Genomic DNA, 20,945 nt, shown 5'->3' on the forward strand with positions numbered 1-20,945 from the left:
TTAAAAATGAAAAAAACGCAAATTAAAGATCTGACCTTCGAACTGTTTATTCCCGAAAAAGATATCAAGGATCGATTATCTGAGTTGGCAAGAGAAATTTCTTCAGATTTTCAATCAGAAGAATTGGTTCTGTTAGGGGTGTTAAATGGTTCATTTATTGTAATGGCTGACTTAGCAAGGCTGATTGATCTTTCAGTGAGTTGTGAATTTTTGAAGATTTCATCTTATTCAGGTACCTCAACTACAGGTGAAGTAAGGTCAGTCCTTGGGCTTGCTGCAGATTTGTCAGGAAAAAATGTGTTGATTGTTGAGGATATTGTGGACACGGGGATTAGCATGGATTATCTGCTTTCTGAGCTGTCAAAGCATAATCCTAAGACTTTGACCATTTTTACCCTCCTCTTTAAAAAAGATGCATTCAGGTTTAATTACAGTTTGGATTATGTGGGTTTTGAAATTCCCAATAAATTTGTCGTGGGCTTCGGTCTAGATTATGATGGATTAGGGCGTAACCTTCCTGATCTTTATCAACTAAGTACAACAAAAAAATGACTTCTGGAATGCGGAATATAGTGCTATTTGGTCCTCCGGGTGCGGGTAAAGGCACCCAAAGTGAAAAGCTGATTGAAAAATATGGGCTGACACACCTCTCTACAGGTGACCTTTTTAGAAAACATTTGGGAGAAGGAACTGAACTCGGAACCCTTGCCAAAAAATACATGGATGAAGGGCACCTTGTTCCTGATCAGGTCGTGATCAGCATGGTGGAAGATAAAATCAGCAATTCTAAACGTTGCGAAGGATTTATTTTTGATGGTTTTCCTCGAACCACAGCACAGGCTGAGGCACTTGATAGAATGCTGAAAAATCATGGAATGGCAATTTCCGGGATGATTGCGCTAGATGTGCCACAGGAAATCCTAAAAGAAAGGATTAAGGAAAGAGGAAAAACTTCTAATCGTGCAGATGACCAAAACGAGGAAAAAATAAATACCAGAATAAAGGTCTATTTGGATGAAACTTTACCCGTCGCGAATTATTATGAAGAACAAGGCAAATTTAAGAAAATCAATGGTGTAGGTGAGATTGATGAAATCTTTAAAGAGATATCAGTCACAATTGATAGCTACTGATTCAACGCAAATTCTTAATTTTGCACTACAAAGACTTGGCTAAGCTTTCGGGCTTAGCCTTTTTCATTCTTAGAAAATGGCAGATTCCAACTTCATTGATTACGTAAAATTTTGCTCTCGCTCAGGCGCGGGGGGGGCAGGTTCTGTTCACTTCAGGCGTGAAAAGCACGTCCCAAAAGGAGGTCCCGATGGAGGTGATGGTGGTCGAGGGGGGCATATTATCCTTAGAGGAAATTCGCAACACTGGACCCTGCTTCACTTAAAATACAAAAAACATGTCATCGCAGATTCTGGAAAAGGGGGTGAAGGAGGAAAAAGAACTGGTGCAGATGGGAAAGATATTATTCTGGATGTTCCGCTTGGTACTGTAGCCAAAGATGCTGAAACAGGTGAGAAACGTTTTGAAATTACCGAAAATGGTCAGGAAATAATATTAACATCAGGAGGTCGTGGAGGATTGGGTAATGATCATTTCAAGACTGCAACCAATCAGGCGCCACACTATGCTCAACCGGGAGAGCCTGGAATTGAAGAATGGATTATTCTGGAATTAAAGCTTTTGGCGGACGTAGGATTGGTAGGTTTTCCAAATGCCGGAAAATCCACATTGCTTTCTTCAATTTCTGCTGCAAGGCCTGAAATTGGAGACTACCCCTTTACTACTTTAGTTCCCAATCTTGGAGTGGTAAGTTATAGAGATGATAAGTCATTTGTTATGGCAGATATTCCGGGTATCATCGAAGGAGCTGCAGAAGGAAAGGGATTGGGAATCAGGTTTTTGAGACATATTGAGCGGAATTCTATTTTACTGTTCATGATTCCTGCTGATGCATCAAGCATTGAGGACCAATATCGGATTTTGCTTGGTGAACTTGGGAAATACAATCCTGAATTGTTAGACAAAAAACGGATTTTGGCTATTTCCAAAACCGATATGTTAGACAATGATTTGATGAAAGAGATGGAGGAAGAAATACCTAAAGATATTCCTTATGTGTTCATTTCTTCTGTGAGTCAATTCAACCTAGACAAACTCAAGGACCTGATCTGGCAGGCAATTCATTCTTGACGAGTGTCACTTTGTCAGAAAATTAGATCTGGCAAAGTCATTGTTAAATCCCCATTAACCAACTATTGGCTTTTGCTATGAAAAATAAAGAAGAATTGGATCAAGAATTAAATCATCAAGCGGAAGAGCAAATTATGGAGGAAACTCCCCAAAGTGAGATTGAAGACCTATCTGATACCGAGAATCAAGGCGCTAAGCTTGAATCTGAGATATCTGATTTGAAAGATAAATACTTGAGGCTCTATTCTGATTTCGAAAATTTCCGAAAACGAACCGCGAAAGAAAGAATTGATTTAATCAAAACTGCCTCAGAGGACGTTCTCAAGGACCTAATTCCTGTTGTAGATGACTTTGAGCGAGCTACAAAAGCTTCTGAAATCGAAACTGATATAGTCAAAATCAAAGAAGGTAACCAATTGATTTTCCATAAACTTGTCAGAATCCTCGAGACTAAAGGGCTTAAAGTTATGGATGACTTGATAGGGAAATCATTTAATCCAGACACACAAGAAGCGATCACGCAAATCCCCGCCCCCAAAGAAGAACTAAAAGGAATGGTAGTCGATGTGGTCGAAAAGGGATACACCCTAGGCGATAAAGTAGTGAGATATGCCAAGGTTGTAACAGGAGCATAAAAGAATATGGCAAAAAGAGATTATTACGAGATACTTGGGGTCACAAAATCAGCAAGTGCAGAGGAGATAAAGAAAGCTTATCGCAAGCTTGCTATTCAGTATCACCCTGATAAAAACCCTGACAATCCTGAGGCCGAAGACAAATTCAAAGAGGCGGCAGAGGCATACGAAGTTCTAAGTAATGCTGATAAAAAAGCTCGCTACGATCAATTTGGTCACCAAGGCCTTGGTGGTAACGGAGGCTATGGTGGTGCTGGAATGAACATGGAGGATATTTTCTCCCAGTTTGGCGATATTTTCGGAGGAGGAGGTTTTGGCTCTTTTTTTTCAGGCGGAGGCGGAGGTCGACGAACTAAAAAAGGAACGAATCTTCGGGTGAAACTTAAGCTAAACCTGCAAGAGATAGCCAACGGAGTTGAGAAGAAGATCAAAGTCAAAAGACACGTCGTTGCGGCAGGTGTATCATTTAAATCTTGCGGTACTTGCCAAGGAACTGGCCAGGTAAAAAAAGTAGTCAATACGATGCTTGGCCAAATGGTATCTGCCAGCACCTGCGCAGTATGTGGTGGTAGTGGACAAATTGTAGACAAAAAACCTGCAGAAGCGGATTCTAGAGGCTTGATTATAAAGGAGGAAGTGATTTCCATCAATATCCCCGGTGGAGTGGGAGAAGGAATGCAGCTTAGTATGTCTGGAAAAGGGAATGAAATCCCTGGAGGCATACCGGGCGATTTGTTGATTGTAATTGAAGAATCTGAGGATAATGTGCTTCAGCGAGAAGGAAATAATGTCATTTATGATTTACATGTTTCTTTTATTGATGCGGCACTTGGTGCTTCCTTAGAAGTTCCCACCATTGACGGAAAGGTGAAAATTAAAATTGATCCCGGTACGCAAAGCGGCAAAATGCTTCGTCTGAAGGGTAAGGGAATAAAAGACATCAATGGTTACCATCGAGGTGATCAATTAATCATGGTTAACGTCTGGACCCCTACAGAACTTTCAAAAGAAGAAAAGAGTATACTCGAGGGATTAAGAAGTTCTGAGAATTTCAAGCCTGATCCGGGAAAACAGGATAAATCCTTTTTAGATAAAATGAAGGAATTTTTCTAAAATATTTAAAGCCGGAAGTGATTCCGGCTTTTTTTATATTTTTAAAGAACCTTTTCAATCGACCGGCGTAACCTATCCGTATGCTTAAAAAACTGTGTCTTCTTCTTTTCTGGATCATAGTAAAGGCCATCCCCGGTCAAGCGCAATTTGTTAAAGAGTATAAAGTCTCGGAGCGTAAAGGCTATGAACTGGTATATCTAAATTTCTCCTCTTATAATAGTTTAACTCAGCTCAAGCGGGTAATTACTTCGGAACCAATTTATATCCATGGTCACTTGTTAAAATCGAATATTCTTCCGGACTTCAGCTATTCCATTCACGACAATTTGTTGGACGTAAGCTTAGTCCATAAAAATGTCGAATCAGATAACCTCAGCAAAAGCATTACTTCCAAGCTTTTCTCAGACAATACAAAGTTTGATAATTCATGGGATTTGGGGCTAGGATCAAGTTTTTTGTATGATCTAGACTTTACCCTAGGAATAGGAAAAGGCAATTTCGACTTGTCACAAATTCCAATCTCGCAGCTAAAAATTAAAAGTGCCAGTTCAGATATACTGATTCATTATGGATCAAAAGTCCCCAATCAAGTTGAGATGGACACGCTTTTAGTGACTCTGAATATGGGTACTGTCGAGGTCCAGAACGCAAACTTTACCAATGCTAAAAAGGTCATTATTGAAGTGAGTTATGGAAAAATTAACCTGAATTACAGTGACGGGTTGGCAAGCGCCAGCCAAGTTATCGCTGCAGTGAGTGGAGGTAGCATTTATTTGAAGCTTCCACCGGATTCCAATCCCGTAAAAATAAGAATGAAAAAAAATCCGATGTGTCGGACGATTTTTCCCAAATATCTTAAGTCAATCGACAGCGAGACATATGTCACAAGGGGATATAAAGCATCTGATCCTAAATTGTTAGAATTGATTTTGGATGTTGGGATGGGTTCGCTTACAGTCGAATAGAACAATAATGCTTCAAATTACCCAAGTAAATAAATCATACGAAAACCACCGAGCACTAACAGATGTCGACCTTTTTGTGCCGAAGGGTGTAATTTTTGGACTATTGGGTCCCAATGGTGCCGGTAAAACCACCCTGATTCGAATCGTAAACCAAATCATTGAGCAGGATAGTGGCACAGTCGTATTAGATGGCCGCACACTTTCTCCTAATGATATTCGGAAGATTGGTTACTTGCCAGAAGAGCGAGGCCTTTACAAGAAGATGAAGGTTTGGGATCAGCTCATTTATTTTTCGAGGCTTAAAGGTCTCAGTGAAAATGAAGCCAAGGTTCAGATAAAAAATTGGCTTGAAAAACTCGATGTGGTCTCCTGGAAGGACAAAAAAATTGAGGATCTATCCAAGGGAATGGCTCAAAAAATACAGTTTATCGCTACGGTTGTTCATCGGCCTACTCTTTTGATTTTGGATGAGCCCTTTTCTGGATTTGATCCCGTAAATGCTGAAATCATCAAAAATGAAATTTTGGAATTGAAAGAAAAGGGGACCACGGTGATTTTGAGTACACACAGAATGGAATCGGTGGAACTACTCTGTGATCATGTGGCCATGATCAATCGATCCAGAAAAATCCTTGATGGGACAATTAGGGACGTAAAAAGGAGTTTTCGTCCCGAGGTTTTTAAAATAGCATTGAATTATCTTAAGCGAGACATTCCAATGGAATGGACTCCCAAATTCTCGGATGACGTGTGGGAATTTACACTGCCCTTGGCTGGTAAGACCCCCAATCAGCTTTTGTCTGAAATGATGGAATTTGGAGAGATCCTTTCATTTAGAGAGCAAATCCCAAGTATTGAGGAGATTTTTATTCATCAAGTTCAAGCTTCAACTCATGAATAAGATTTTCCTTGTCATTCAACGCGAGTACTTAGCACGAGTCAAAAAGAAATCCTTTTTGATCGCAACCCTTTTGACCCCACTTATTTTCCCGGCTATCATGGGAATATTTGTTTGGATTGCGATGCAGGAAAAAGAAAATCAATCGCTTCGAATTATTGAAGTGATAGACGAGACGAATCTTTTTTTCATGGAAAGTTCAGAGCAGTATGCATTTACTTCTTCAGTAAATGATCTGGATGCTGCTAAAAAAATGGTTCAGGAGGGCGAAAGGTATGGCTTTTTGCATATTCCAAAGTTAGATTTGACTGATCCAAAAGGGATTCAGTTTTATGGACTGGAAAACCCGAGCATGAGCTTAATGAGTTATTTGGAAAGTGCACTTAAACGGAAAATTGAGGATCAGAAACTTTTTGACAAGGGGATAGATCCTAAAATTTTGAAGGATATCCGGACTACTGTTTCAATTAAGTCAATTACCCTCGGGGAAAAAGGCGAAGAAAAAATCAATGACGCTACTGTAAATTATGCCTTGGGTTTTGTTTCAGGTATTCTGATCTACATTTTCATATTTGTCTACGGCAATCAGATCATGCAGGGTGTGATTGAAGAGAAATCTACCCGAATTGTTGAGATCCTCGTTTCTTCGCTTAAGCCTTTTCAGCTGATGATGGGAAAAATTGTGGGAATAGGAGCAGTGGGGCTTACGCAGTTTTTGATTTGGGTGGTCCTGATCGGAACACTTTCGTCAGTGGTAATGGGCGTGATGGGACTCCAAATGCCACAACAGCAAGCCTTGGAATTAGCAAATCCCGAATTGGCTCAAAATGTCCCAGATTCCGGTGAATTAGCCAATATTCTTCAAGTGATAGGAGGTATAGATTTTATCACTTTAGTTTCAAGTTTTATCGTCTATTTCCTTGGAGGGTACTTGCTATATGGGGCATTGTTTGCAGCGATAGGTTCGGCTGTTGATTCTCCCTCAGACGCTCAGCAATTCATGTTGCCGGTAACTATACCTTTGATTGTTGCTTATCTGGGGCTTTTTGTCTTTGTGTTGCAAGATCCTACAAGTTCTGTTTCATTTTGGCTTTCCATTGTTCCTTTAACTTCGCCAATCGCCATGATGGGAAGGATTAGCTATGGGGTTCCTTTTTGGGAATTAGCCTTATCTATGACACTTTTGATTGGAGGGTTTTTGCTAACTACATGGTTTGCCGGGAAAATTTATCGCATCGGAATACTGATGCATGGCACCAAGCCATCTTACAAGACCATGTGGAAATGGTTAAAAAGCAGCCAATAAAAGTGCCCGGTTCAATACCGAGCTCTTTTATATAAGCTGAATAATCTTTAAAGCATCCAACTTTTGCGGGCAAATTAAATAGTGGCGGATTTTTTATTTTATTTAAGATAGGCAGATAGCATCCAAACTACTTTTTCTTTCTCAGTAATGTAATCGCTCATTAATGAAGCCGTACCCTCATCCCCATGTTCATTAGCTGATTCAAGAGCTTTTCGTTCTAATTTCAAGAGCTGATTAAGATTTTCGCGGATGATTTCTACCATTTTTTTTGCGTCTTCTACTTCTTTTGCCTCTTTGATACCTGAGTTTTCGATATATTCTCCGTAGGAAGAAAAAGGTCTTGCACCAAGCGTGAGAATTCGTTCTGCGACACTGTCTATTCCCACAGTTGCTACCGTGTAAAGTTCTTCAAACTTTGCATGGAGTTCAAAGAAATTAGGCCCTGATACATTCCAATGGAAGTTCCTCAGGTTTTGATAATAGATCTGATAGTTTGCAAGAAGCCCATTTAGCATTTTAATCAGATCCTTAGATTCTTTAATTTCTAATCCAATGTCGTTTGTTTTCATATGATTATAATTTGATTACTTGAGTTGAGATTGCCGGTTCAAAACATTCTTGCCACAGGTAAACCCCAATTGGGATTTTCTTGCAAGATTGATAATATCCTAGAGTGCGTTGTCCTTGCTACCTGCCTGTATGCCTCATCCAGGCGCTATTTCTTAATGTAAGCTATTTTTCACAATTTGGCACCTGTTATCCAAACGCATTTAGGCTCTAATTGTTAGTAGATAAATTTTATTCCCCACTCATACTATCTAAAAAATTCAGGAGTTAGTATTGCTGAAAACTTGTCTAGATTAAATGAAAAACAGATTCCAGGATCTCACCTCCATCGACTTTTATAAGAATAAAAAGCAAGTCAAATGGCTGGTATTTTTTGTCTCTGTTTTAATTGGTTCCGGTTCCATTTGGTATACCAGTTTGCTGGTAGAGGAATTACGGGAACGCGAAAATAGACAGATTCAACTCTTGTCATCCGCATTGGAGTATGCTGCCACCACCTCCGAAAATCTCACTTTTATCAATCAGGAAATAATCCAGCAGAATTACTCCATTCCAATTATTATGGTGGATTCCCAAGGCGATCCAATCGAATTCAGGAATATTAGTTTTAAAAAAAATGCGGATGGTCGAGACTCTATTAAAACCCTTGAGCGAGAACTTTTAGTAATGCAGACGGTTTACGAACCGATCTATTTGCAGGAAGCTGATATCCGGGTTTTTTATCGAAACTCTGAACTTTTGACGAGTCTTAAATTCTACCCTTATGTGCAGTTAGCTGTGATTTTGGTTTTTGGAATTCTGGCTTTTGCACTTTTCAACCAAAGTAAAATTTCGGAACAAAACCGTGTCTGGGCTGGCTTGACCAAAGAAACAGCCCACCAACTCGGTACCCCAATTGCATCTCTCATGGCTTGGATTGACTACCTGAGAAATTCTCCTGTTTGGGAAGAAAACAGAGAGATCATTCAGGAAATGGACAAAGATGTGGTCAAGCTTCGAATGGTCACTGAGCGATTTAGTAGTATTGGAAGCAAGCCTGTCATTCAACCGGAAAATCTATATCAAGTCATCGAGGAGACGATCACTTACCTCCGACCTAGAATTTCGACCAAAGTCGATATGAATATTCATGCTGACTCCAAGGATTTGGAAGCCATGATGAATAAGCCACTTTTTGAATGGGTTATCGAGAATATCTGTAAAAATGGGGTGGATGCCATGAGAGGAAAGGGCACCCTAACTATCAATGTTTTACAGGATAGCGATAAATATGTAATCGTCGATATCAGCGATACCGGCAAAGGCATAGAAAAGAAAAACTTTCGCAAGGTCTTCAATCCCGGTTTTTCTACTCGGCAGCGTGGCTGGGGACTCGGTCTAACTTTAGCCAAGCGGATCGTAGAAGGCTACCATGGAGGTAAAATCTTTGTCAAAAGCTCAGAGATCGGAAAGGGGACTACTTTTCGTATCATGTTATTGGGTAATATGGAAGACGTCTCTCAGTTTGTTACTGAAGGAATTTTAGAATACTGATTGGATTAAGATTTTTTGGATTGGTGCAAAAGTTATAAAGAGCGGGCTATCCTAAAGCAAGCTTTTTGTTATGTGGAGTTTTTTATCTTGAAATATGTGTTCACTGTCTGAGAATTTAATATCCCACTAACTCCTTTAGTTTTTTCTTAAACCGCTCGGTTGGCAAAAACTGCTTCTCAAGCTTTGGGGCAAATGGAACAGGCGTATCCATGCTGCCTTCCCGCATCACCGGAGCATCCAGCCAGCGGAAACAATGCTCCGAAATCCAGGCGCAAATCTCCGCTCCAATCCCTCCTGTAAGCGTGTCTTCGTGAAGGAAAATCACCTTTCCGGTTTTCTTCACCGTCTCAGCGACTGCTTCCTGATCCCAAGGTAACAGCGTTCGCAAATCCAGAATATCAGCGGATATACCCAATTCTTCAATTGCTTTCACCGCCCAATGCACCCCCATGCCATAGGTGATGATGGATACTTGTGAGCCCTCTTTTGCCAAAGCCGCTTTTCCCACTTCCACTGTGTAGTAGCTGTCCGGCACAGACCCCGAAATGGAACGATAGAGCATTTTGTGCTCAAAATAGAGGTAAGGATTGGAATCTTCCAATGCCGCGTTGAGTAAGCCTTTAGCATCGTGGGGATTGGAAGGATAGACGATTTTCAGACCGGGTGTATGAAAAAACCAGGCTTCATTGGATTGGGAATGGAAAGGTCCGGCAGCAGAACCTGCCCCAGTAGGCATTCGGATCACCACGTCTGCATTTTGGCCCCAGCGGTAGTGGATTTTTGCAAGATTGTTTACGATCTGATTGAATCCTACACTTACAAAGTCCGCAAACTGCATCTCGACCATCGCTTTGAAACCTTTGATGGATAGCCCAAGTCCGGCACCGATAATGGCGCTTTCGCAAAGCGGGGTATTTCTCACTCGATCTCCACCAAATTTGGTTTTGAAGCCATCCGTGATCTTGAAAACTCCGCCATATTGGCCGATGTCCTGACCCATAAGGATGAGATTCGGGTATTTTTCCATGGACTGTCTCAGTCCATCACTGATCGAATCAATGAAACGCTTTTCAGTACTTGATCCTTCCGGTTCAATTACTTTTTGGGAAAAGGGTGCATAGACATCTGCCAGTTCCTCCTCCAGATTTGGAGTGATTTCTTCTTCGGCAAATGCGACCTCCAAGGCTTCGTTGATCGCTTTTTTGACTTTTTTATTCAGTTTCTCTTTGGTTGCTGCATCGAGCACGCCGATGGATTCGAGGTATGCCTCGAAGTTTTCTACCGGATCAAGCTGAGCCCATTCTTCCATCAAATTCTTGGGTACGTACTTCGTTCCGGAAGCTTCTTCATGGCCACGCATACGGAAGGTGATCGCTTCAACCAGAATCGGCCTCGGGCTTTCCCGAATGTCTTTTGCCAATCTCAGAATGGTGTCATATACCTCCAGCACATTGTTTCCCTGTACCCGAACAGCCTCCATGCCATAGCCGGGGCCTTTTTCGGTAAAATAGTTGAATGCAAACTGCTCTTCGCTTGGAGTCGACAAGCCGTAGCCATTGTGCTCGACTACAAAAATCACGGGCAGCTTCCAAACTGCCGCGACATTTAATCCTTCATGAAAATCACCCTCCGAACTCGCCCCGTCACCTGAGAAAACCAAGGTCACCTTCTTTTCCCCGTAAAGTTTATCTGCCAAGCCGATCCCGTCTGCTATCGCCAACTGAGGACCGAGGTGAGAAATCATCCCCACAATGTGATGCTCGATACTTCCAAAGTGAAATGAGCGATCCCGACCTTTGGTGAAGCCTGACTTTTTTCCCTGAAACTGTGCAAATAGCCGTTCCAAAGGCATATTTCTTCCTGTGAAAACCCCAAGGTTTCGATGCATAGGAAGGATGAATTCATCAGGAGCGAGTGCATTGACTGCACCGATTGAAATTGCCTCTTGACCCCAACCACTAAACCATTTCGAGATTCTTCCCTGACGAAGGAGAATGAGCATTTTCTCCTCGATCCGACGTGGCATGATCAGGGACTCGTAAAGTTTTAGCAGTGTTTCATCCGAGTGATTCTTTCTGTCAAAAGTTAATGTTTGGGCATTTGGGGCTGTGAATTCCATTTAGATCGATTTTCGAATCTAAGGTAAGAGAAGGCTTGAATTCGGCAAAAGGATTTTGGATTTGGAGAAATTTGATTAGGCCAACTTCTCACAGATGAACACAGATAAAACCACAGATTTTGACAGATTTAAAAAAACAGGTTTGTTCAAAGATTTGAAATCCGAGGCTTCGACTTCGCTCAGCCTGACAAATGGCCTCCCTTGCATAGCGCCCCGACTTTCGTCGGGGCAAAAAGTAAATGCAAGGAGTTAAAAAGTATTTGCTGTACGGTTCAAAATTAGACAAAGCATTTTCCGCAGCGCCAAGTCCTACGTTAAGGTTGTTTTATCAAAGTGTTAAGCGGGGAGTTGGAAAGTGGTAAGGTTTGAAGGTTGAAAAGTTGAGGCTACCGAACTTTGCAACTTTCCAACTTTCTTCACTTTTCAACCCAATTTTACCTACCTTTGCCCACCCAAATTCAAGGAATATCAGTGAAAGCGAGAACATTAAAGAAAGACAAGGTCAATATCATCACCATGGGTTGCTCCAAAAACCTGGTGGATTCAGAAGTGCTTTTAACCCAACTCAGAGGCAACGGAATCAATGCCCTCCACGAGTCTAACGCTCAGGACAACAATATCATCATCATCAACACCTGCGGATTTATCGATAACGCCAAGCAGGAATCGATCGATACGATTTTGCAATATGTCGATGCCAAGGAGCAAGGGTTGGTGGATAAAGTATATGTGACCGGATGTCTTTCACAGCGCTACAAGGACGATTTGGAAAAGGAAATTCCGCAGGTAGATGCTTTTTTTGGCACGCGAGATTTGCCTGCGATTTTGAAGAAATTCAAAGCGGACTATAAACATGAGTTGGTGGGTGAGCGTCTTTTGACTCACTCGGCCCACTATGCCTACATGAAGATTTCCGAGGGTTGCGACAGGCCATGTTCCTTCTGTGCCATTCCTATTATGCGTGGCGGGCATATTTCACGACCGATCGAGGATTTAGTCAAAGAAGCCAAGCATAAAGCTGCAGGGGGAACCAAAGAACTGCTTTTGATCGCACAGGATTCCACCTACTACGGCTTGGATATCTATAAGAAGCGAAACCTAGCAGAATTGCTTCGAAATCTTTCCGACGTGGAGGGTATCGACTGGATCCGCTTGCATTATGCCTATCCTACAGGATTTCCAATGGATGTGATCGAGGTGATGAAGGAGCGTCCGAATATCTGCAAGTATCTGGATATCCCATTACAGCACGGTTCGACTGATGTGCTGAAGGCCATGCGACGTGGGACTACCCGCGAAAAGCAGGAAGAACTTATTCACAGTATCCGGGAAATGATTCCTGAGATTGCTATTCGAACCACCTTGATTGCTGGACATCCAGGTGAGGGAGAAAAGGAATTTCAGGAGATGGTGGACTTTGTGGAGCGGATGAAGTTTGAGCGATTGGGTGTGTTTACTTATTCTCACGAAGAAAATACCCATGCTTTCTCCATGGAGGACAAGCTTTCACAAGAGGAAAAGCAAAGTCGGGCCAATCACCTGATGGAAGTACAGGAGCAAATCAGCTACGACCTCAATCAGGAGAAAATCGGCAAAACCTTCAAAGTGCTAATCGATAAAAAAGAAGGCGGACATTTTGTGGGCCGAACCGAATTTGACTCTGTCGAAGTAGATAATGAAGTGCTGATCGATGCTTCCAAGTTCTACTGTCGAGTTGGAGACTTTGTACAGACCAAGGTTTTTGAAGCTACGGAGTTTGATCTGTATGCGACGGTGGAGGGTTAATACCTAGGTTTTGCTGCTTTTCCGAAAGCAGCACTGGAAAATGTCCAGCTTCAGGAGAAGCAGGACAACTGACAGTAAATTGGGTTTTGCTGCTTTTCCTAAAGCAGCATATTAATCTACTGATCAAAATGAGTCCAGCTTCATGAGAAGCAGGACAATTAATAATGAAATTGTGTTATGCTGCTTTTCCGAAAGCAGCTTTATTATTAATTTTAATCATCGTCACTTTTTAGATTTATGAAGCCTTTTCAAGTTTCAGATCAACACTCAATGTATTTTTTGACCCTAACCATAGAGGGATGGATTGATGTGTTCACTCGAAAGGAATACAAATTGGATGTCGTAGACAGTTTAAATTTTTGCGTTGAACACAAGGATTTGGAAATTTATGCCTGGTGTTTGATGTCAAATCACCTTCATTTACTTTGTAGATCCAAAGAAGCGTTCAAGCTTTCTAACACCCTTCAGGACTTTAAGAAATTCACTGCCAAAAAAATTCTGGCTAGTTTGGAAAAAGAGAGCATTGAGTCGAGATCTGGATGGATATTGGGTTTTTTTAGGATTCGAGGGGAGGCACAAGAAAGAATTACCAAGTATAAATTTTGGAAGGATGGTCTTCATGCTATTTTAATTGAATCAAGTGCTTTTTTTGAGCAAAAGCTTCATTACATTCATCAAAATCCAGTTGAAGCTATGATTGTTGAAGAGAGTGAGGATTATATATTTAGCTCCGCAAAAGATTATGCTGGTAAAAAGGGATTGGTGAAAGTTGAGCTATATTGATTCTAGAAGTTCTGCTTCAGGAGAAGCAGAACAACAAGCCCGTATTTTGCTGCTTTTCCTAAAGCAGCAAAATAATATACTGATAAAAATGAGTCCTGCTTCAGGAGAAGCAGGACAACAGGAGGTGGACAGCAGGAATCCTTACTGTTACCTCAACCGATAAGTAACTCCAAAAGAATATCTCCCTACTGGACCCCGGCCGATTTCAGTTGATATGCCTAGGTTTTTAATTGGAAAATATCGAATAACTCCATTCAAACCTGCCACATAATTCATATCTTCTTCCATTGGATATTCTGACTCATCATAAGGTCTTCCGGGCACTTGAGGAGTTTTAATTTCTAAAGATTGAATGGTTACGCCACCATACCCCAAAAGAAGAACCTCCCATTTTGCCTGATTTTTTATCCAGCCTAGTTGCTCTGAAAAGAATGTAGTTAAATCAAAGCCAAAGCGGAATCCCACCGGGATGTATTGTTTTTCAAATTCGATTTCAGTGAATTCTGTCAACTCTTGAATGTACCTTGCTCTGAAACTTGAGCTTCTGTTTTGAACTCCCAGATATGCACCCAAAATCAGGTAATCGGTTAAATGTCTGTCTATTTACGATTGAAAATAAAGACTACTATTTTTCGATGGTGCATAACGATAAGCATCTGGTGAAACCGATACCCCAATTGTCCACTTGGAAGTTTCTTTTTGTGTTTGGCTTACAGCGTACTGGCTGATTCCGATCGATAGAAAAATGAAAAATATCCTATTCATAAAAGCTTCTTTTTTCTCTAAAAATGTGAAAGTAATTCAAATAGATCAATAGTTTGATAGTGAAATTTTCTTGAGACTCTTAACTTTTTTTCAAATAAGCTTTAAAACTGACGTTTCAAAAAAGCTACATTTTTGCCCTTTCCTCCACATCCCCTAATTTAGCCGATTAAAATCCTCCGAATGAAGCTGATCGAAGTTGCCACACCTGCCCATCAAAAAGAATTTATCGAGATGGCGGTAGAGCTCTATAAAAATGAGAAAAACTGGATCCGACCCCTTGATGCAGATATTGAAGGGCTTTTTCATCCTGAGACCAATAAGCTTTTCCGCAATGGAGCCAAAGCCAAACGCTGGTTGCTCCACCATGAAAATGGACAAATCATCGGTCGTGTGGCAGCCTTCATCAATCCCAAAATGAAAGAAAAGCAGCCGACAGGTGGTGTGGGATTTTTCGAATGCATCAACGACCAATCCGCAGCTTTCCTGCTTTTTGATACGGCAAAGTCTTGGCTCGAAAGCGAAGGAATGGAAGCGATGGACGGCCCGATTAATTTTGGTGAGCGGGACAAATGGTGGGGACTTTTGGTGGATGGTTTTACCGAGCCGAACTACAACATGCCCTGGAATTTTGGGTACTACCAGAAGTTTTTTGAGGATTATGGGTTTAAGCTCTATTTCAAACAATACACCTACATGCGTCCGGTGCAGGATCTCGGCTTTGACGAAAAGATGATCCAGCGCGCCAATGCGATCATGGCAAATTCGGATTATTCCTTCCGATATATCCGGGGAAAAGAGCTTCAGGAAAAAGCGCCGGAGTATTTCATGACCGTCTATAACAAGGCTTGGGCTAGACACATGGGCAAATCCATCGCGCTCAAAGAAGCGCAACTGATGTTTGGCAAGATGAAGCCAATCATTGATCCTCGGCTGATTTATTTTGCATTCTTCAAGGGTGAACCGGTTGGATTTTTCATCCAAATCCCCGAGATCAATCAGATTTTCAAACATGTCAATGGGAAAATGAACTTGGTCGGCAAGTTGAAATTCTTGTGGTACAAGACCTTTTCACCTCCCAATAAAATGCTCGGCCTGGTCTTTGGCGTAGTACCGGAGCATCAGGGTAAAGGGGTGGAAAGTGCCATGATCATCAGCTATGATAAGATGAGTGGAAAGGCCTCTTTCCCTTACAAAACCATCGAAATGAACTGGATCGGGGACTTCAACCCAAAGATGATGCGGGTCTGTGAGCAACTTTTGGCGACGATCTATAAGACCCACCATACGTATCGATACCTGTTTGATCGTGAAAAACCGTTTGAAAGACACCCTATCTTTGATTAATTACGATGTATGAGGAACGAAATACGAACATCTTTTGAACCTCAACCTTAAATTTCAAGACTGCCATTTTCTTGATAAAATGTCGAATTTCGAACTCCGAATATCGAATAATGAAGTGTAAGCAACCTTCCAACCCAACTTTACTACCTTTCAACTTTACAACTTTCCAACTATTAAAAAATGAAAAAATACGACGTAACAGGCATCGGTAATGCCTTGGTAGATATCGAGTTCAAAGTAAAAGACCAGTTTTTCTTGGACAATAAGGTCGAAAAAGGCTTGATGACCTTAGTGGATGGGGAGCGTCAAAACTCACTCATGCAAGTCATCAATACCGAAGAGGCCAAAAAGCAGGCGGGAGGCTCAGCTGCAAATTCGGTGGTTGCAGTTAGTCAGTTCGGAGGGAAATCCTACTATTGCTTTCGTGTAGCTAACGATGAATTGGGGCATTTTTACTTAAAGGATTTGCAGGATTCAGGGGTAGACTCGGCTCTGACCGAGTCAAACCTTCAGGACGGAATCACCGGTAAATGCCTAGTGATGGTGACCGCAGATTCCGAGCGGACGATGAATACGTTCCTCGGCATTACTCAGAATTTTTCAGTAAAGGACATCAACGATTCAGCGATCAAAGATTCCAAATACCTATTTATCGAAGGGTATTTGATTACTTCCGAAAATGGGAAAACAGCAATGAAGCATGCCAAAAAAGTGGCTGAAGAAAACGGAGTAAAAGTCGCTTTGACCTTTTCGGATCCAGCGATGGTGAAATATTTTAGAGAGCCTTTCGATGAGGTGATTGGTGCAAGTGTTGATTTACTTTTTGCAAATGAAGAAGAGGCAATGCTTTTCACGGGTAAAGATAATCTGACCGAAGCTCGGGAGGAATTAAAAAAAGTGGCCAAGCATTTTGTCATTACGCAAGGGAAAAACGGGGCAATGATCTTTGACGGGGATACGTTCATTGACATAGAGCCTTACAAAACCACAGCCATTGACAGTAATGGAGCAGGTGATATGTTTGCTGGAGCTTTCCTCTATGGAATTACAAATGGCCACAGCTATGCATCCAGCGGGAAGTTGGCATCAATGGCAAGTTCAAAAATTGTCAGTCAGTTTGGCCCAAGATTGCAGTGGCATGAAGCGAAGGAAATCCTGAACAGATTAAATCCTTAAGAAAAATTAACAGGGGAAAAATCAAAGATTTCTCCCCCGTTTATCTTCTTTTTCCTGCAGCAGTGGATTTTTTAAACCTTTGATGTACACTTTGCTGTTTACTTTGATACATGGTTTTTTTCGTATTTGAATTAAAACCTTCTAATTGCATTCTAATTTCTAAGTTGAATACTAACCCAATCTTTTTATCATGAGAAAATTTACTGTGTTAGGCCTGATTTTAGGAATGCTGAGCATTCCGGCATTGGCCCAAAACAAAATCGAGTTTAAGGAATTTACCTTGGACAATGGATTGCATGTGATCATGCACCGAGACAATACGACACCTATTGTGGTCACTTCGGTTTTATACCATGTTGGATCAAAAAACGAAAACCCGGAGCGTACCGGCTTTGCTCACTTTTTTGAGCATTTGATGTTTGAAGGTTCGGAAAATATTGACCGAGGGCAGTACATGAATATTATCCAGAGTCGTGGAGGAACGCTGAACGCCTACACATCCAACGACATCACTTATTATTATGAATTGCTCCCTTCCAATGAGCTTGAATTGGCGCTTTACATGGAAAGTGAGCGTATGCTTCATTCCAAAGTTGACCTCACCGGAGTTGAGACTCAGCGTGAAGTGGTAAAAGAAGAGAGACGTCAGCGCTACGAAAATCAGCCCTATGGCACGATCCTTCCAGAGACTTTGGTAAGAGCATACCAAGTTCATCCCTACCAGTGGGCACCAATCGGCTCCATGGATCACTTGAATGCTGCGACAATTGAAGAGTTCCAGCAATTTTACAAGGATTTCTATGTGCCAAACAATGCAACTTTGACAATTGCCGGAGATATTGATTACGAAACAACAGAATCCTTGGTCAGAAATTATTTCTCTGAGATCCCCAAAGGTTCTAAGGAAATCTACAGACCAAATATCGTTGAGCCAAAGAAAACAGCTGAGATCCGGGATGTCATCTATGACAATATTCAGATTCCTGCCGTGATTCAGGCCTACAACTTGCCTCCAAGAAATCACCCCGACAGCTATGCGCTATCTATGCTCTCTACTTATCTCACCGGAGGGAATTCTTCGCTGATGACCAAAGAATTGGTGGACAAGCAGCAAAAAGCATTGGTCGTAGCGGCAATTCCTTTGGAACTCGAAGATGGTGGTGTTTTCTTGATGTATGGGATTACCAATATGGGTGTGGAGCCAAAAGATTTGGAAGCAGAAGTCGATAAATTGATCAAGCAGGTGCAGGATCAGGGGATCTCTGATGAGGAGTTTACCAAGCTGAAGAATATCATGGAAAACAATATTGTGAGTGGAAACTCCACCATCGCAGGTATTGCCGAAAACCTCGCAGAGGCAAAAGTGATTTACGGAAACACCAATTACATCAATCAAGTAATGGACGCTTATTCTAAAGTCACCAAGGCTGATATCCAGCGAGTGGCTAAAGAGTACATGGACCTGACTGGACGTGTGGTATTGTACTACTTGCCAAAATCTGCTCAACCAGCATCCGAATAATTGTTTCACCTTATCGATCGAAGAAAAATGAAAAAAATAGCAATAGCATTTGTTTTAACACTTATAGCCACCTTGGGTAGTTTTGCGCAAGTGGACAGAAGTAAGCTTCCAGCCTCCGGTCCAGCTCCTGAAATCAAAATTGGGGAAGCAGAAACCTTCACATTGGATAATGGATTGAAAGTGTTTTTGGTGAAAAACACCAAACTTCCACGTGTGTCATTTACTTTGGTATTGGAGCGAGATCCAATCATGGAAGGTGATAAGTCAGGCATGTCAGGTTTTGTTGGTGAGATGATGATGGCTGGCACGACTAATCGGACCAAGGATCAACTTGACCAAGAAGTCGATTTTATTGGAGCAAGTTTGAGCGCTTCTTCGACCTCCATGTTTGCCTCATCCTTGAAAAAACATCAAGGAAAAGTACTCGAACTGATGGCAGATGTGCTATTCAATCCGGTTTTTCCTCAAGAAGAATTGGATAAATTGAAAAAGCAGTCCTTGACCAACCTAGCTCAAAGTAAGGATAATCCCAATGCCATTTCTTCCAGGCTTTCAAGGGCAGTGTTGTATGGGAATAACCATCCTTATGGCGAGTCATCCAACGAAACTACGATCAATAACATTGCCGTAGAAGACGTCAAAAAGTATTATGCAACATACTTTAAGCCAAATATTGCCTATCTCGCTATCGTAGGCGATATGGATAAAGTCGAGGCTGAAAAAGTAGTGAAGCAGTATTTCGGGAAATGGCAGAAAGGTGAAGTGCCAAAATTCACCTATCCAATGCCAGAGCGCGCTTCTAAAAGAGCTGTTGCTTTGGTAGACAGAAGTTCCTCAGTGCAGTCCGTGATCAATTTGACACAGCCTGTGAAAATGAAGATTGGCGATGAAGATTACATCTCCAGTCGATTGCTCAATCAGATCCTTGGAGGAGGATCAGCTTCACGATTATTTATGAATCTTCGTGAAGACAAAGGCTATACCTATGGGGCTTATTCTTCGATCGGTGCCGACAAGCTCGTGGCCACTATTTCTGCCAATGCTTCTGTTAGGACTGAAGTGACCGACTCAGCAGTGTACGAATTCATCTATGAAATCCAAAATCTCGTCGAAAATGGAGTAACAGAAGAAGAACTCGCAAAAGCAAAAGCAGAATTGTCGGGTAGTTTCGGACGTTCTTTAGAGCAGCCCTCTACCGTCGCAAATTTTGCCCTAAACACCGATCGTTATAATCTCCCAAAAGATTACTACGCCACGTACCTGCAAAAGCTGAATGCGTTGACCGTAGCGGATATCAATGCTACTGCTAAGCGTCTCATCGAGCCTGACAAATTCATCATTACCACAGTGGGAAATGGGGCTGAGATCAAAGAAAAGTTAGCGCAGTTTGGCGAGGTTACAATGTATGACAATATGGGAATGCCCGCCAAAGAGTTGACTGCTGACGCAGATATAACTGCTGAAAAAGTTCTGGAAAACTACCTAACAGCAATCGGTGGAGAAGCAAAAGTTAAAGCAATAAAAACAGCTAAGATCTCTATGGATGCTACAGTGATGGGCACTCCTTTGAATTTGGCCTTTGTATATGATTCTCAAAATGGCAGATATGGTCAAAAGCTTTCCGTGGCAGGAAATGTAATGCAAAAAACCACTTTGGCAGACGGAAAAGGTTCAATGTCGGTTCAGGGTAATGCTATCGAGATGACGGAAGCACAATTATCAGAAGCAAAATTGAATTCATTCTTGTTTCCAGAGGCAGTTTACAAGGAAAATGGCTACGCGCTGACTTTTGACGGATTGAAAGATGTAGACGGAACACCCGCCTATAAAGTGATCATCGCTGCTGCATCAGGAGCTAAGCTCACTAATTATTATGCTCAGGAATCAGGGCTGAAGATAAAATATGAAAATTCGGCCTCAGGTGACACGTTCTATTCAGATTATCAGGCTAAGGACGGAGTTTTACTCCCTATGGCATGGACGATCAAGTCTCCGGCGATCCCGGTTCCATTGGAAGCTAAAGTAACTTCGATGGAATTGAATGTGCCTATTTCAGATGCAGACGTGAAATAAATATAGAAAAGGGGAGGGTGGTCTCCTCTTTTTTCTTTTAAACAAACTAAATAACAACTATAAAATCGAGCATGACCCAAATCGACACACAGAGGGATGCCCCGAGCTATCGGGGAATCCATGCGAAGATTCCCTGTCCGACTACAGGCGGGCATGTGG

At 41.7% G+C, this 20,945-nt stretch carries 18 protein-coding genes; 15 read left to right on the top strand and 3 right to left on the bottom strand.

Annotated elements, in window-relative coordinates; all coding sequences use genetic code 11:
• The first annotated feature begins 6 nt into the window (after positions 1 to 6).
• The 8 genes from hpt to Q8M62_RS14370 all read left to right on the top strand — a co-directional run bounded on the left by hpt (position 7) and on the right by Q8M62_RS14370 (position 7,119).
• Positions 7 to 552, top strand: coding sequence for a hypoxanthine phosphoribosyltransferase (gene hpt / locus Q8M62_RS14335; RefSeq protein ID WP_304901946.1), 546 nt, complete (start codon positions 7 to 9; stop codon positions 550 to 552).
• An 8-nt stretch (positions 553 to 560) separates the two neighbouring features.
• On the top strand, positions 561 to 1,133 hold the full coding sequence (locus tag Q8M62_RS14340; RefSeq protein ID WP_304901966.1) for an adenylate kinase: 573 nt from the start codon (positions 561 to 563) through the stop codon (positions 1,131 to 1,133).
• A 76-nt stretch (positions 1,134 to 1,209) separates the two neighbouring features.
• Complete coding sequence (gene obgE, locus Q8M62_RS14345) at positions 1,210 to 2,202, top strand: GTPase ObgE (protein WP_304901945.1); 993 nt, start codon at positions 1,210 to 1,212, stop codon at positions 2,200 to 2,202.
• A gap of 77 nt (positions 2,203 to 2,279) precedes the next feature.
• Positions 2,280 to 2,837, top strand: coding sequence for a nucleotide exchange factor GrpE (locus Q8M62_RS14350; protein WP_304901944.1), 558 nt, complete (start codon positions 2,280 to 2,282; stop codon positions 2,835 to 2,837).
• A gap of 6 nt (positions 2,838 to 2,843) precedes the next feature.
• The gene (dnaJ, locus tag Q8M62_RS14355) at positions 2,844 to 3,950 is read left to right on the top strand and encodes a molecular chaperone DnaJ (RefSeq protein WP_304901943.1); all 1,107 of its coding nucleotides are present in this window, start codon (positions 2,844 to 2,846) and stop codon (positions 3,948 to 3,950) included.
• Positions 3,951 to 4,030: 80 nt separating this feature from the next.
• Positions 4,031 to 4,915, top strand: a complete 885-nt coding sequence (locus Q8M62_RS14360; RefSeq protein WP_304901942.1) for a hypothetical protein — start codon at positions 4,031 to 4,033, stop codon at positions 4,913 to 4,915.
• A gap of 7 nt (positions 4,916 to 4,922) precedes the next feature.
• The gene (locus tag Q8M62_RS14365) at positions 4,923 to 5,816 is read left to right on the top strand and encodes an ABC transporter ATP-binding protein (protein WP_304901941.1); all 894 of its coding nucleotides are present in this window, start codon (positions 4,923 to 4,925) and stop codon (positions 5,814 to 5,816) included.
• A complete protein-coding gene (locus Q8M62_RS14370; protein ID WP_304901940.1) occupies positions 5,809 to 7,119 on the top strand; it encodes an ABC transporter permease in 1,311 nt (436 codons plus the stop codon). Before Q8M62_RS14365 ends, Q8M62_RS14370 begins: the two co-directional genes overlap by 8 nt.
• A 98-nt stretch (positions 7,120 to 7,217) precedes the next feature.
• Here the strand turns inward: Q8M62_RS14370 and Q8M62_RS14375 are convergent, their stop codons facing one another.
• Positions 7,218 to 7,688, bottom strand: a complete 471-nt coding sequence (locus Q8M62_RS14375; RefSeq protein ID WP_304901939.1) for a Dps family protein — start codon at positions 7,686 to 7,688, stop codon at positions 7,218 to 7,220.
• Between the two features lie 295 nt (positions 7,689 to 7,983).
• Between Q8M62_RS14375 and Q8M62_RS14380 the strand changes: the two genes are divergently transcribed.
• The gene (locus Q8M62_RS14380; RefSeq protein ID WP_304901938.1) at positions 7,984 to 9,219 is read left to right on the top strand and encodes a HAMP domain-containing sensor histidine kinase; all 1,236 of its coding nucleotides are present in this window, start codon (positions 7,984 to 7,986) and stop codon (positions 9,217 to 9,219) included.
• A 115-nt stretch (positions 9,220 to 9,334) separates the two neighbouring features.
• Here the strand turns inward: Q8M62_RS14380 and Q8M62_RS14385 are convergent, their stop codons facing one another.
• Positions 9,335 to 11,338, bottom strand: a complete 2,004-nt coding sequence (locus tag Q8M62_RS14385; RefSeq protein WP_304901937.1) for a dehydrogenase E1 component subunit alpha/beta — start codon at positions 11,336 to 11,338, stop codon at positions 9,335 to 9,337.
• 471 nt (positions 11,339 to 11,809) lie between these two features.
• On the opposite strand from Q8M62_RS14385, the gene rimO reads away from it, so the two are divergent.
• Both rimO and Q8M62_RS14395 read left to right on the top strand, forming a co-directional pair.
• Positions 11,810 to 13,123 carry a 30S ribosomal protein S12 methylthiotransferase RimO gene (rimO, locus tag Q8M62_RS14390; protein ID WP_304901936.1) on the top strand — a complete coding sequence of 438 codons (1,314 nt, stop codon included), beginning with the start codon at positions 11,810 to 11,812 and terminating at the stop codon, positions 13,121 to 13,123.
• 270 nt (positions 13,124 to 13,393) lie between these two features.
• On the top strand, positions 13,394 to 13,906 hold the full coding sequence (locus Q8M62_RS14395) for a transposase (protein ID WP_305668185.1): 513 nt from the start codon (positions 13,394 to 13,396) through the stop codon (positions 13,904 to 13,906).
• A gap of 147 nt (positions 13,907 to 14,053) precedes the next feature.
• Here Q8M62_RS14395 and Q8M62_RS14400 read toward each other — a convergent pair whose 3' ends face one another.
• On the bottom strand, positions 14,054 to 14,479 hold the full coding sequence (locus Q8M62_RS14400; RefSeq protein WP_304901934.1) for a hypothetical protein: 426 nt from the start codon (positions 14,477 to 14,479) through the stop codon (positions 14,054 to 14,056).
• Positions 14,480 to 14,851: 372 nt separating this feature from the next.
• Here Q8M62_RS14400 and Q8M62_RS14405 point away from each other — a divergent pair, with 372 nt between their 5' ends.
• From Q8M62_RS14405 to Q8M62_RS14420, 4 genes are all read left to right on the top strand, one after another.
• Complete coding sequence (locus tag Q8M62_RS14405) at positions 14,852 to 16,015, top strand: hypothetical protein (RefSeq protein WP_304901933.1); 1,164 nt, start codon at positions 14,852 to 14,854, stop codon at positions 16,013 to 16,015.
• Between the two features lie 180 nt (positions 16,016 to 16,195).
• The gene (locus tag Q8M62_RS14410; RefSeq protein WP_304901932.1) at positions 16,196 to 17,191 is read left to right on the top strand and encodes an adenosine kinase; all 996 of its coding nucleotides are present in this window, start codon (positions 16,196 to 16,198) and stop codon (positions 17,189 to 17,191) included.
• Positions 17,192 to 17,381: 190 nt separating this feature from the next.
• Positions 17,382 to 18,713 carry a pitrilysin family protein gene (locus tag Q8M62_RS14415; protein ID WP_304901931.1) on the top strand — a complete coding sequence of 444 codons (1,332 nt, stop codon included), beginning with the start codon at positions 17,382 to 17,384 and terminating at the stop codon, positions 18,711 to 18,713.
• Between the two features lie 27 nt (positions 18,714 to 18,740).
• On the top strand, positions 18,741 to 20,786 hold the full coding sequence (locus Q8M62_RS14420) for a pitrilysin family protein (RefSeq protein WP_304901930.1): 2,046 nt from the start codon (positions 18,741 to 18,743) through the stop codon (positions 20,784 to 20,786).
• Positions 20,787 to 20,945: the final 159 nt, after the last annotated feature.

It is taken from the genome of Algoriphagus sp. (assembly GCF_030694375.1).
In the GTDB taxonomy this organism is placed as follows: Bacteria; Bacteroidota; Bacteroidia; order Cytophagales; family Cyclobacteriaceae; genus Algoriphagus.

Bases quoted from the DNA above. Each gene is read 5' to 3' on its own strand.
- Q8M62_RS14360 (WP_304901942.1), top strand. From the start codon at position 4,031: ATGCTTAAAAAACTGTGTCTTCTTCTTTTCTGGATCATAGTAAAGGCC.
- Q8M62_RS14405 (WP_304901933.1), top strand. From the start codon at position 14,852: ATGAAGCTGATCGAAGTTGCCACACCTGCCCATCAAAAAGAATTTATC.
- Q8M62_RS14415 (WP_304901931.1), top strand. From the start codon at position 17,382: ATGAGAAAATTTACTGTGTTAGGCCTGATTTTAGGAATGCTGAGCATT.
- Q8M62_RS14385 (WP_304901937.1), bottom strand. From the start codon at position 11,338: ATGGAATTCACAGCCCCAAATGCCCAAACATTAACTTTTGACAGAAAG.
- Q8M62_RS14420 (WP_304901930.1), top strand. From the start codon at position 18,741: ATGAAAAAAATAGCAATAGCATTTGTTTTAACACTTATAGCCACCTTG.
- Q8M62_RS14380 (WP_304901938.1), top strand. From the start codon at position 7,984: ATGAAAAACAGATTCCAGGATCTCACCTCCATCGACTTTTATAAGAAT.
- dnaJ (WP_304901943.1), top strand. From the start codon at position 2,844: ATGGCAAAAAGAGATTATTACGAGATACTTGGGGTCACAAAATCAGCA.
- Q8M62_RS14340 (WP_304901966.1), top strand. From the start codon at position 561: ATGCGGAATATAGTGCTATTTGGTCCTCCGGGTGCGGGTAAAGGCACC.
- hpt (WP_304901946.1), top strand. From the start codon at position 7: ATGAAAAAAACGCAAATTAAAGATCTGACCTTCGAACTGTTTATTCCC.
- obgE (WP_304901945.1), top strand. From the start codon at position 1,210: ATGGCAGATTCCAACTTCATTGATTACGTAAAATTTTGCTCTCGCTCA.
- Q8M62_RS14370 (WP_304901940.1), top strand. From the start codon at position 5,809: ATGAATAAGATTTTCCTTGTCATTCAACGCGAGTACTTAGCACGAGTC.
- Q8M62_RS14350 (WP_304901944.1), top strand. From the start codon at position 2,280: ATGAAAAATAAAGAAGAATTGGATCAAGAATTAAATCATCAAGCGGAA.
- Q8M62_RS14395 (WP_305668185.1), top strand. From the start codon at position 13,394: ATGTATTTTTTGACCCTAACCATAGAGGGATGGATTGATGTGTTCACT.
- Q8M62_RS14375 (WP_304901939.1), bottom strand. From the start codon at position 7,688: ATGAAAACAAACGACATTGGATTAGAAATTAAAGAATCTAAGGATCTG.
- Q8M62_RS14410 (WP_304901932.1), top strand. From the start codon at position 16,196: ATGAAAAAATACGACGTAACAGGCATCGGTAATGCCTTGGTAGATATC.
- Q8M62_RS14365 (WP_304901941.1), top strand. From the start codon at position 4,923: ATGCTTCAAATTACCCAAGTAAATAAATCATACGAAAACCACCGAGCA.